The 11,556-nt window shown below is 41.1% G+C and carries 11 protein-coding genes (1 of these 11 only partly in view); 1 reads left to right on the forward strand and 10 read right to left on the reverse strand.

Annotated features, from left to right (window positions below; all coding sequences use genetic code 11):
- Positions 1-54: 54 nt before the first annotated feature.
- On the reverse strand, positions 55-1,872 hold the full coding sequence (locus DXN33_RS06415; protein ID WP_115904654.1) for an acyltransferase family protein: 1,818 nt from the start codon (positions 1,870-1,872) through the stop codon (positions 55-57).
- A 100-nt stretch (positions 1,873-1,972) separates the two neighbouring features.
- Positions 1,973-3,115 (reverse strand): tRNA guanosine(34) transglycosylase Tgt, encoded by a 1,143-nt coding sequence (tgt, locus tag DXN33_RS06420; protein ID WP_001285237.1) that lies wholly within the window; start codon positions 3,113-3,115, stop codon positions 1,973-1,975.
- Between the two features lie 116 nt (positions 3,116-3,231).
- Here tgt and DXN33_RS06425 point away from each other — a divergent pair, with 116 nt between their 5' ends.
- Complete coding sequence (locus DXN33_RS06425; RefSeq protein ID WP_094753060.1) at positions 3,232-4,089, forward strand: DUF975 family protein; 858 nt, start codon at positions 3,232-3,234, stop codon at positions 4,087-4,089.
- Positions 4,090-4,114: 25 nt separating this feature from the next.
- Here the strand turns inward: DXN33_RS06425 and pcp are convergent, their stop codons facing one another.
- The 8 genes from pcp to DXN33_RS06465 form a co-directional block, all read right to left on the reverse strand.
- Entirely contained in the window at positions 4,115-4,759 is a 645-nt protein-coding gene (gene pcp / locus DXN33_RS06430) for a pyroglutamyl-peptidase I (protein ID WP_115904655.1), read from the reverse strand.
- A gap of 118 nt (positions 4,760-4,877) precedes the next feature.
- Positions 4,878-5,237, reverse strand: coding sequence for a DUF1304 domain-containing protein (locus DXN33_RS06435; RefSeq protein WP_115904656.1), 360 nt, complete (start codon positions 5,235-5,237; stop codon positions 4,878-4,880).
- 10 nt (positions 5,238-5,247) lie between these two features.
- Positions 5,248-5,673: a MarR family winged helix-turn-helix transcriptional regulator gene (locus tag DXN33_RS06440; RefSeq protein WP_181897295.1), complete on the reverse strand. Its 426-nt coding sequence runs from the start codon at positions 5,671-5,673 to the stop codon at positions 5,248-5,250.
- Between the two features lie 320 nt (positions 5,674-5,993).
- Positions 5,994-7,196: a LysM domain-containing protein gene (locus DXN33_RS06445; RefSeq protein WP_115904657.1), complete on the reverse strand. Its 1,203-nt coding sequence runs from the start codon at positions 7,194-7,196 to the stop codon at positions 5,994-5,996.
- Between the two features lie 161 nt (positions 7,197-7,357).
- Entirely contained in the window at positions 7,358-7,981 is a 624-nt protein-coding gene (locus tag DXN33_RS06450; RefSeq protein WP_115904658.1) for an HAD family hydrolase, read from the reverse strand.
- Positions 7,982-7,984: 3 nt separating this feature from the next.
- Entirely contained in the window at positions 7,985-9,265 is a 1,281-nt protein-coding gene (locus DXN33_RS06455; protein ID WP_115904659.1) for an MATE family efflux transporter, read from the reverse strand.
- A gap of 60 nt (positions 9,266-9,325) precedes the next feature.
- A complete protein-coding gene (gene thrC, locus DXN33_RS06460) occupies positions 9,326-10,810 on the reverse strand; it encodes a threonine synthase (RefSeq protein WP_115904660.1) in 1,485 nt (494 codons plus the stop codon).
- Positions 10,811-10,885: 75 nt separating this feature from the next.
- On the reverse strand, positions 10,886-11,556 hold the 3' portion of the coding sequence (locus DXN33_RS06465) for a gamma-glutamylcysteine synthetase (RefSeq protein WP_115904661.1). The gene runs 607 nt beyond the window's last position; only the last 671 of its 1,278 coding nucleotides appear in the window; the start codon falls outside the window, past its right edge; the stop codon is at positions 10,886-10,888.

Consider the following 11,556-nt stretch of genomic DNA (forward strand, 5'->3'; position numbering starts at 1 on the left):
TAGAGATATTTTAAAAGAGCTGGATTTCTCCAACTCTTCTCTTTTAAATACAAGTTATTTTGATTTGACTGGCTTGTCTTGAGCTGTTTGCAAGGCTGTAGCAATGGTATCTGCATACAATTTTGCTCCTGCTTCAATTTTACTGTTGTCACTTCCAAAATGGACTTGGTCTGTTCCAGTCCAAATTTCTGGATGTTCCTTAGCAACTTGATTCCAATCTGCTATCGTGATGTAAGGTGTCTTCTCTGCCAATTCTCTCATATAGGCAGCCTCTTTCTCAACGATTGCATAGGTCTCTTTTGTCTTATCTCCTTCATAAGGAGTCACCAAAACCATATGGTGCCCCTTAGGAAGATTTTTTACGATACTATCCCAGTCTTCCTTATAATTTTCAGGATTATTTACCCCAGTTGCAATAACCACCATCTTTGGTAGAAATTTATTCTGGCTATTGTTGAGCATGATTTCATTGGCAGTCTTAGTTGTTCTGCTGACCTGTGCGTTAATCTGTGCTCCAGGAAGGGCTGTCTGCAGGGCTGTATTTGCCCTTAAGGCCACCGAGTCACCAATTAGCATAGTGCCATCAGCAATTCCTAAACTATCAGCTTCTGCTCGTTCTGTCATCACCTTGGTCTGGCTAATATTTGTTGCAGCTTGCTTCAAGCCATTGACAGTTAAGTCTGTCTCAAAAGCTCCCACTTGTGGCGCCATCAAAGTCACTAAAAAGACAATGAAGGCCAAGATTCCTGTACTTGCTGCAAGGATTGCGTGAATATGAGGCAGGGGACGAAGAGTTTGTAGAATAGGTGTGTCCTTTCCTGCAATCCAAGGTTCCAACACATAAAATGATAGGCTGGCGAATCCATAAGAAAAAATCAAAGTCAGTAACACAGCAAAAAGATTTGATGTCAACTGTGAAAAAATGATATAGAAAGGCCAATGGAAAAGATAAACCGCATAGCTAGTATCTGCTAAAAAGCTAATCATCTTTGGCTCCTGCACGTTAGGAGTCTTTTCATGTAAGACACGCGCCGCCAGAATCATAGCAATGGTTGCAAGGCTGGCAAGCAAGAAGCCCATAAGATAGGCAAAGAGATAGGTAAATTTGACAAAGAAAGTCAAAATGAGTAGGAAGCCAAAACCTCCTCCAAAAACTAAAAGGGTCTTTCGTAAATCCCATATTTTATCCAACTGCTTAACTAGGGAAGTCGTCTGACGAACGCCTACAATCGTTGCTAAGATACTTCCCAAAAAGAATGGATAGACATGAGTTAAACTAGAGAAGTAAACAGAAGAATAAGAGGTTACTAGAAAACTACCGATAAACATGGAGAAGAAGCTGATCAAGAAGGCAGCAGCAGATAAGAGAAAGACCATTCCTCTCAACTGACCATTTGATCTGGACTGTTTAGATAAGAACCAAACTGCCAATCCCCAGAGTATATAGTAGTGAACCTCAACAGCCAAGCTCCAATTATGAACAAACAAATGTGGAATGAACTGAGATTCATAGCTCCCACCTGTTAGGAGTTCATAGAAGTTGGTCATGAAGCCTAAGACACCCGCAATCTGACCCCCAATTCCAGCCACATAATCTTGCCGAACTAGAAAAGTAAAGGGCATGGTTACCAAGACCATCAAAACCACAGGTGGCACAATCCGATAAAAGCGTCTCCTAAAAAATCCTATCAAGTCAATCTCATGCTTTTTAGAAAATTCTTCGATGAGTAGAGCCGTAATCAGGAAGCCTGAAAACGTGAAAAAGACATCTACCCCGAAAAATCCTCCAGGAAAGATCGTCTGAAAGAAATGATACAAGAGTACCAAAAGTAAACCTGTAATCCTAATCAAGGAAAACCATTTAATGCGCATACGAGTTTATTCTCCCTTTCATTATACACTTTATTCTATCAAAAAAAGAAGAAAAATCCCAAGAGAAAACTTAGGATTTTTAGCTTATATCAATTCCAGTTTAAAAATTACGGCCTGACTTATTATAGCCATATTTTTCAACAAAATACTCACGGAATTCCAAGAGATTGTCATCCATGATGGCTTGTCGCACTTGCTTCATCAGGTTAAGCAAGAAGTAAAGATTGTGGTAGCTAGTCAAGCGGATACCGAAGGTTTCATCAGCCTTGAGCAGGTGACGAAGATAAGCGCGTGTATAGTTCTTACATGTGTAGCAATCACACTCAGGATCCAGTGGCGTAAAGTCCTCAGCAAACTGAGCATTTTTGACAACCAAACGACCTTGACTGGTCATACAAGTCCCATTACGAGCGATACGAGTCGGCAAGACACAGTCAAACATATCCACTCCACGAATCACCCCATCAATCAAGCTATCTGGCGCTCCCACACCCATCAAATAGCGAGGTTTGTTTTCAGGCAACAATTGGGTTGTAAAGTCCAAGACCGCATTCATCTCTTCGTGGGTTTCTCCCACTGCTAAGCCACCGATAGAGTAGCCTGGGAAATCCATGCTGACAAGGTCATGAGCCGATTGGCGACGCAGGTCTTCAAATCCAGCCCCCTGCACAATTCCAAATAACCCTTGGTCATGTGGACGACGGTGAGCCTTCAAACCACGCTCAGCCCAACGGCTTGTACGCTCGATTGATTTCTTAACGTAGTCGTATGGTTGATAAAACTGAGGACATTCGTCAAAGGACATCATAATATCTGAGCCTAGATTGTTCTGAATAGAAATGGCTTTTTCTGGTGACAAGAACATCTTAGAGCCATTGAGATGGTTTTTAAAAGTTACCCCTTCTTCTGTGATATTTCGGCTATCTGCTAGAGAATAAACCTGGAAACCACCACTATCTGTCAAGATAGGCTGGTCCCAATTCATGAACTTGTGGAGACCACCTGCGCGAGCGATGAGTTCATCTCCAGGACGAAGCCAGAGATGATAGGTGTTTGACAGGATAATTCCCGAACCCATCTCCTTCAATTCTTCAGGCGACTGAGTTTTGACAGTGGCTTGTGTCCCAACTGGCATAAACATAGGTGTTGGGAAGGTGCCATGGGGAGTGATGATTTCCCCCAGGCGAGCTCCTGTGTGTTTTTCTTTCTTAATCAAACGATATTTGATTGGTGAATCTGACATTTTTTACCTCCGAAGCTGGGAAAGACAGTCCCAGTTCATACTTTGTGCCCAAGGGCATACTGTATGATTTTATCAAAAAAAGCTGGAACTGTCACGAACTATGGTATAATGAGAGAATGAAATACCCAAAAATTGATTTAAAAACCATTCGTCTGCAGGCCAGACAATTTCAGGCTGAAAATCCCCGACTCTTTCTCGTCTATCTCTTACCTAGCATGCTGGTCATTTTGTCTGGCTTCCTCAATCCCTTAGAGCGTATCAACGAGTCTATTTTAGAGCAACCCTTTTTAAGCGTACTTAGTCATGTATTCCAAGCCTACCTTTTTCCACTATTAGTCTCCTTTATTGGAACAATACTTCTAACCAGTTCCGTCTATACAACGCTGAAACTCATCAAGAACTCAGATACAGAACTATCCGTCAAAAATAGTCTCACTCTCTTTAACGAAGAGCACTTTTCACAAACCTTTTTGACTCTCCTTCTCAAACGTTTCTATCTCTTCTTATGGAGCATTCCTAGTTTGCTTGGAATTTACTTCCTTTTTTACAGTAGCTTTCTTGCAAAGAAATTCGTTGCCCTTCATCCTGAGTTTCCCAATCTGGATCTTACGTCAATTGAAACCGAGCGTTTCCTCATGACATTTGGTCTCTACTTTCTAGCAAGTATCCTCTTGATGATTGTCGGAAATAGTCTCTATATTCCACAATACTATGCCTATTCACAGGTAGAATTTCTCCTCTGTGATACTCTAGATTTAGGACAAGCCAAACCAGGGCAAATCCTTAAGACCAGCCGTTTCTTAATGAAAGGTTACAAATTTCAGCGCTTTGTCCTAGACTTACAACTCCTTCCTTGGTATTTCCTCAATTGGATTACCTTTGGGATTGCTAGTTTCTCACTCCTACCCTACATTCAAATCAATAAAATAATTTTTTACCGAGCAGTACTGGCTCGAAAACGTCCAAAAGCTTGAAGGTGGCCCCTCAAGCTTTTTTCTATCAATGAGTTTCTCCACCTACCAACTTGAGGTCCTCATCTCCATGTTCGATAATGGCTCCGATTGCCGCTTCTATCCCTCGCCTAATATCAACTAAACTCATAGCTGGAGTGGTCGGTCGATTCACCACCTGTTCCATCATATAAGGAATGTGCATAAAACCTGCCTTAACATGTGGAAATTTCTTTTCTGCCAAATAGAGGGCCTGATACATCAAATGATTGCAGACAAAAGTCCCTGCCGTATTGGAAACAGAGGCCGGCAAGCCCTCTTTTTTTATAGCTTGAACCATCGCTTTAATCGGCAAACTACTAAAGTAAGCCGAAGCACCATCCACTCGAATGGGAAGGTCAATCGGCTGATTACCTTCGTTATCCGGGATGCGTGCATCGTCTTGATTAATGGCTACTCGCTCAGGTGTCAAGCTAGACCTTCCACCTGCTTGGCCGATACAAAGGACAAAGTCAGGTTGATAACGGTTCATCTCTTCTTCCAATACTTGAGCAGATTTGTAAAAAACTGTTGGCACTTCTAGCCAGCTGACCTCAGCGCCATGGATTTCAGCTGGCAAACCTTTAATGGCCTCCAAAGCTGGATTAACCTTTTCCCCTCCAAAGGGCTCAAAGCCTGTCACTAATACTTTCATTTCTAACTCCTTACAACCAATTCCATGAAACTCTTTTTCCGACAATAAAACAAGTATAACATATTTCCCTTATTCTGGAGTGAAAAGGACTAGCGAGACTAGGATTGACCTTTTGATTTTATTTAAAAAGTAAAATACTAATCAAGGCAAAAATAGCTGGTCCGCCTTGCTTTAAAATAATTTTTTTATCTGCTGTGAGAGAGCCATAAGCCGCAGCACCAATCACAAACAAGACAAAAATAGTCACAATTTCTAAATTCTGTGAGAAAAAAATCCCATACAAGTGAAAGACTCCTAGCAAAGCATTATAAATCCCTTGATTTTTAAACAATGAAGTTACTGACGGACGAGCCAGTTCTTCCTTTTCCATGTTAAAGACTCGACTGGTTGCATCTGATTGCGTTACAACACTTTCCAAGTAAAAAATGTAAAAATGTTCCAAAGCAACAATCGTTGCTAAAATTGTAATAATTGACATCTATTTCTCCTTAAATTTCTATATTTTCAATACCCAAAACCAATTTATTTAATAAACGGCTGAGTTCTGTTCTCTCAGACTCTGTTAAGATACTTTCCATCGCTTCCTTAACCCTGACATGATTCAGAGGTGGATTCACCACTAACTGCTCCTTGGCATACTTCGTAGCTTCTACCAACACTTCCCGCTGATTTTCAGGATTACGATGACGCTCCACCAAACCTTCCTTTTCCAGAATTTTGAAATGTCGGGTCAAAGCAGCCTGATCAATCTTCAAACGCTCCTGAACCGCTATTTGATTACAAGAGGAATGCTTCAGCAAAAATAATAAAATCTGATACCGTGTCAAACTAATCCCAAGTCTTTTTTCAAACAATTGCGTACTCGCTTGCTCAGACAAGCGGAGTTGATAAAGTAGATCTTGAATCTCTATCATTTCTTTTCTCTTTTCGATTGATTCATCAATAATTGACTAATCAAGTATAATATAAATTAAAATAGATTGCAAGAATGTTGCTTCAATCATTACAAAATGGTAACTTCCATTTCCCATTCATATTGATACTCAATGAAAATCAAAGAGCAAACTAGGAAGCTATCCGTAGGTTGCTCAAAGCACAGCTTTGAGGTTGCAGATAAAACTGACGTCGTTTGAAGAGATTTTCGAAGAGTATGACAAAGAAAAAAACGAATGAGACTTACTTCCTATCATGAAAGCTAGATCTCATTCGTCAAAATGATGTTACTAAATTGGGTTTATCCATTCATTGAAACGTGAACGTGATCATAGTGATTCTCTGTCACGCTACCACGATCTGGCATTGGGTTCCAAGTATTAGCTGGCCCATATTTGCTATCGAATGGAGCATAGAAACGTTGTTTCCAGATGATATAACTAATGCCACGGCTAGCCATGTTTTGAATAGCGTATTCCGCAATCTTATCCCCTAGTTCTGAGCCTTCTGGTACCATAAAATCGATAGCCAAACCTTTTCCGTGATCTCCACTGTCTCCTGGACGATAACCACTAAAGGATGTGATGCCAAACAAGTTAGCAATTTCTTCTTTAAAGGCAGCCGTCTGTGGTTGAAGACCTGCATTTTCAGATTTTGCTACTGCCAGTCCAGCATAATCGGGCGCTGCTGGAGCTGCGTAAGTTGCTGAAGTTGTTTTCGTCTCTTCTGGTTGATAAGTAGAAACTGCTGTTGTAGCTTCATTTGATGAGGCTTCTTTTGCTTCTTCTGAACTTGTTGCAGTTGTTTCGGTTGCTTTTTCTTCTACTGGCGTTGTAGTTGCTTCCACTACTGATTCAGCTTGAGTGCTTTCTTGTGTTTCCTCTTTCTCAGCTGGAATCGTTGCCTGAGGAGCGGCTTCTACAACTGCATTGCTTGTCTCGACTGTTTGCTCCTCTGAAGCAGAAGTTCCTGTAGAAGGCGCTACTTCTTCTGAAGCAGTCACTGTCTCTGTAACTTTTGAACTTGTTGCTACTTCTTTTGTACTTGTAGTTTCTACTGCTTTTGGAGCTTCTGCAATTGGTTGAGAAAGATCTGCAACTTGAACAGTTTGATCATCAACGGTCACTTGATTAGTTGTCAAATCTGCTGTCGCAGTTGTCACTTCTTCACTAGAGTCTGCTTGAGGTGTTTGGATTTCAACTTCCGTTACTTCTTCTGCTTCATTGACAGTCGTTGTCAAAACAGTTTCTGGGAAAATCAGGTCCATATTAGTGATTTTATTCAAATTCGCAAGAACTGTGACATCTACACCCAAGGCTTCTGCAATAGTGCTCAAGGTATCACCATACTGAACGGTATAACTTGTTTTGTTGTCCGTTTTAGTCAAATCGTTTTGGATTTGCTCAACACTACGTGCAGTCCAAAGAACTTCTTCTGCTTGAGTTGCCAATACTGGGGCAAATGACAAGGCTACCGTTGAGGCTAATAATATTCTTTTCTTCATTCTTTCAAATTCCTTTCAAATGAGTACCTGTCTATCATAACACAAAAAAGAAGAAAAAAAGCCCTCTCGGGCCTATTTAACAGAACTGTCTATTCCTTGTAACAAACTCGGTTACTTGAAATAGTTTGTTAGGTCTCTGTCACAAAACTGACACAATCTTTTTATCGCTCAGCCTTAAAAAAACGGGAAATATCTGCTAACGCTTGAATCCTGTGATTTCCTTCATAAGTCGACTCTAAAAAGTTGATACTTTGAATCCCACTATTCTGGGCAAATTCCACATCCAGAGTCCGATCCCCTATATAATAGGTCTTCTCAGAATCCAACTGATACTTGCCTAACAGATAGGTAGCCGCTTCTGAACTTGGCTTCCGCGCAAAGCCACTCTGACTTGTTAAAATCTCTGTAAAATAAGATTCCAAACCCAAGTCTCTTAGAATGGTAAAAGCATTATCTCCTTTATGAGTGTAGACAAACTGTTGAATTCCTACTTGGTCTGCCCAAGACAACACTTCACGCGCACCTGGCATCAAAACTACCTGAGCATTCTTCTCAGCCAGACTCTGGGCACGGACTTGATTGAGCACTTCCACATCCAGATTTCTATCTTCTGCTACCCGCACAAGCAAATCTTGCACCGAATACTTGAGGATATACTCTCTCACCTGCTCCTTATCATAAGGAATAGAAAACTGAGCAAAAGTTTCCTCAATCCCTGACAAAATCGCTTCGTAAGAGTCCAATAAAGTCCCGTCTAAATCCCAAATAAAAGCTGTTTTTTTCATTTCCTATCCTTTCAAGCTCATATAATGCTGGTAACGGTAACGTAGAAATAACCAACGAAAACCATTATCCAAAAGGGTTCCGGCCCAAATACCGGGCAAGCCCCAACCAAGCACAATCCCCATCAGATATCCTGTTCCAATGCGGATACACCACATTCCTATACTTGTCGCATAAAAGGGAAGCCGAGCATTGCCCAAACCCTGCCAGACTGCTGTATAGATGACTGTTCCTATCGTCATAGGAGTACCAATTAGTGAAAACAGTGTCACTAGAATACTAGCCTCAACCGCTAGAGAATCAGTCGTATAGAGATGAGTTAGTGGTATACCCAAGACATAGATACTAAAGGTCAAGGGTAACATGAGGACCAGAGAGAGCCAAAAGGCTTGTTTACTCAACTTATCTACTCTATTCCAATTATCCTCTCCAACTGCTCGAGCTACCAGCATGACCGTTGCCGTAGCAACTCCAAAAGCAGGCATATAGTTAAACTGGGTCAAGACTTCTCCGACTGCATTTCCAGCCACCGCCTCCGTTCCAAAAGAAACGACCAAAGCAATGATCACGACATCTCCAGCCCGCATCATGAGCCGCTCTCCAGCTGCTGGCAAAGCTAAGGTCAATAGTTCCTTATCTAAACCAAAAGTCGGTTTCTCAAAAGGCAACTTTAATTGCGACCATAAAATCACAAGACCTACCAAGCGAGACAGAATTGTCCCCCAAGCAACACCAACTATCCCCATATCCAGAACAAAAATAGCTAGACTTGAAAAAAGAATATTCAAAGCATTGGATAAAAGACTCACATAGAGGGGCAAACGTGGATTATGCGTTGCACGAATCAAGGCTCCCAGACTAGTCATTAAAGCTAAGAGAACAATCGATCCGCCTACTAAAGATAGGTAGAGTCCACCACTTTCAGCTACATCTCTCTCCGTCCCCAAAAGTCCTATCATCTCTTTCCCAGCGAAGATGGACAAAGCTCCTAAAAGAAAACTTAATAGTAAGGTAATCTTCAAGGCTTCAGTCACATGATAGGCTAGCATAGATTGATCCTTGTGCCCCAAACTTTTTGAAATAACACTGGAAATAGCAGCTCCCAGAGCGATGAAAATCGCCTGGTAAATCGTGATAATATTGCCAGCTACTGATACACCCGAAATAGCTATCAAGCCCAAATGGGCTACCAAGTAACTATCCACCATCCCCATGAGCATCTGCAAAAAGTTTTCGCCCATAGCTGGTAAGGCAATATTAAGAATGTCTTTATTTTTCTTAAACAATCCTTCCTCCTGATGAAAAGAAACTCAGTTGGTTTCCCAACCGAGTTTACTCCCTCTGTCTTAAAGTCCTAAATAAGCCTCAACCGCTGCTTGCATGTCAGCAGCTGCCACTGTTGTTTTATGACGAACTGGAGCTGTTTCAAGGCCATCAACCGCTGGTGGCACTGCCACTCCTGAAATGTCATGTAATTGAGCCAAGGCCTCAAAGTCGCCAAGTCCTGATTTTCCAGTTACAGCTTCTACTGCAACCACTGGGAACTTGTATGGACTCGCTGTTGAAGCAATCACTGTCTTAGTCACATCGCCAGTAGCCGCTTGGTATTTCTTATAAACTGCCGAGGCAACCGCCGTATGTGGATCCTCGATATAAGAATCTGACTCATAAACACGCTTGATTTCTGCCGCTGTTTCTTCCTCAGTCGCATATTCAGCTGCAAAGAGGTTAAGAATCTCTGCATCAAAGTCTGTCAACTCATATTGTCCTTGCTTGTTCAAGGCATTCATGAGTTCAGCTGTTTTAGCCGCATTATTACCCAAAAGGTGGAAAATGAGACGCTCCAAGTTTGAAGATACTAAGATATCCATAGATGGGCTAGTTGTTACCTTAAACTCACGCTTCTTATCGTAAACACGTGTCTTGAAGAAGTCTGTCAAAACATTGTTGTCATTTGAAGCACAGATTAATTTACCAACTGGAAGACCGATTTGTTTAGCATAAAAGGCAGCCAAGATATTTCCAAAGTTTCCTGTTGGTACTGTGAAGTTGACCTTATCACCAGCCACAATCTCACCAGACTTAACAAACTGAGCATAGGCATAAACATAATAAACAATCTGTGGCACCAAACGACCGATATTCATAGAGTTTGCTGATGAAAATTGTAACTTGTTGGCCGCTAATCTTTCACGAAGAGCCACATCGTTAAACATATGCTTCACATTTGTTTGCGCATCGTCAAAGTTACCATCAATGGCGATAACATGAGTATTATCACCAGTCTGAGTGGTCATTTGCAACTCTTGTACCTTGCTGACACCATCCTTTGGATAAAAGACGATAATCTCAGTACCAGGAACATCCGCAAACCCTGCCATAGCGGCTTTCCCAGTATCACCAGATGTCGCTGTTAAGATGACAATCTTGTTCTCCAAACCATGCTTCTTAGCAGCTGTTGTCATAAAGTATGGCAAAATAGACAAGGCCATATCCTTAAAAGCAATTGTTGAACCATGGAAAAGTTCCAAGTTATATTGACCGTCTAATTTCACCAAAGGCGCAATAGATGGAGTATCAAATTTGCTATCGTAGGCATTGTTGATACAGTAGTCCAACTCTTCAGCTGTAAAGTCATCTAAAAATGCTGACAAAACAATCTTAGCAACTTCCTGATAAGAAGCATCTTTCAATTTGTCAAAGTCCAAATCTACCTTTGGATAAGTAACCGGTGTAAACAAACCACCGTCCGTCGCCAAACCTTGCAAAATAGCTTGGCTGGCAGTTACTGTATTGTTGGCATCACGCGTTGATTGATAAACTAATGTCATTACTCTTTATCCTTTATCTATAGTCTCTTCCATTATATCATGATTTTTCAGAAAATTCTCCCTTTATAAGAGAAATTATAGGCCCAATTCTTCTTTCAAAGGCTGTAAATAGGTCATTTCTTGCTTATTTCTCATCTCCAGTCCTTCCTCAGCTAGCAGGAGTAAGTCTTTGGAAAATTCAATAATCCCAGCTTCTTCCTCATCTGTAAGCTTTTTCTTAGAAAATTGCCGTCTTAAAAACTTATAATTTCGCCCAAATTCTTTAAAGAAAGGTGCTGCTTCTAAGTAAGCTTCTAACTTATCTAAATTAACTAACAGTCCCAAGTGAAAAGCTGCTGAAGCGAATGTTCTATCTAGAGGTTGAGTACACACACTACGAAACTCAACTGTTCCGCGAGTCGTTAAGTCTTGGTACTGATAACTACGATGGGTTTCAAAATCCTTCTCTTGAGGGGAAATAAGAATCTCATCCCCATTAAGAGAAAATGCTTGGATTTCAGGTGTAGCCAAATAGTCCCTAGCCTGAATCGGATAAAAATAAAAGGTTTGTCCATCACGTTCCGCAGTAAAAATTGCAGAATGATCTAGATAATCAAAAAAATTATCCTCATCTTTAAATAGTCTTGCATTGACCCCAACGTTTTCTGGATAGATACCATGCATCGATTCTTCCCAGAAAATATCCCTTGAAATTTTCGTATCCCAATCCGCACCTGTAAACTCAGAGTTTGCAAATAAATAAGCCT

Source organism: Streptococcus sp. NM, assembly GCF_003390135.1.
Taxonomy (GTDB): Bacteria; Bacillota; Bacilli; order Lactobacillales; family Streptococcaceae; genus Streptococcus.

Bases quoted from the DNA above. Each gene is read 5' to 3' on its own strand.
- DXN33_RS06415 (WP_115904654.1), bottom strand. From the start codon at position 1,872: ATGCGCATTAAATGGTTTTCCTTGATTAGGATTACAGGTTTACTTTTG.
- tgt (WP_001285237.1), bottom strand. From the start codon at position 3,115: ATGTCAGATTCACCAATCAAATATCGTTTGATTAAGAAAGAAAAACAC.
- DXN33_RS06425 (WP_094753060.1), top strand. From the start codon at position 3,232: ATGAAATACCCAAAAATTGATTTAAAAACCATTCGTCTGCAGGCCAGA.
- pcp (WP_115904655.1), bottom strand. From the start codon at position 4,759: ATGAAAGTATTAGTGACAGGCTTTGAGCCCTTTGGAGGGGAAAAGGTT.
- DXN33_RS06435 (WP_115904656.1), bottom strand. From the start codon at position 5,237: ATGTCAATTATTACAATTTTAGCAACGATTGTTGCTTTGGAACATTTT.
- DXN33_RS06440 (WP_181897295.1), bottom strand. From the start codon at position 5,673: ATGATAGAGATTCAAGATCTACTTTATCAACTCCGCTTGTCTGAGCAA.
- DXN33_RS06445 (WP_115904657.1), bottom strand. From the start codon at position 7,196: ATGAAGAAAAGAATATTATTAGCCTCAACGGTAGCCTTGTCATTTGCC.
- DXN33_RS06450 (WP_115904658.1), bottom strand. From the start codon at position 7,981: ATGAAAAAAACAGCTTTTATTTGGGATTTAGACGGGACTTTATTGGAC.
- thrC (WP_115904660.1), bottom strand. From the start codon at position 10,810: ATGACATTAGTTTATCAATCAACGCGTGATGCCAACAATACAGTAACT.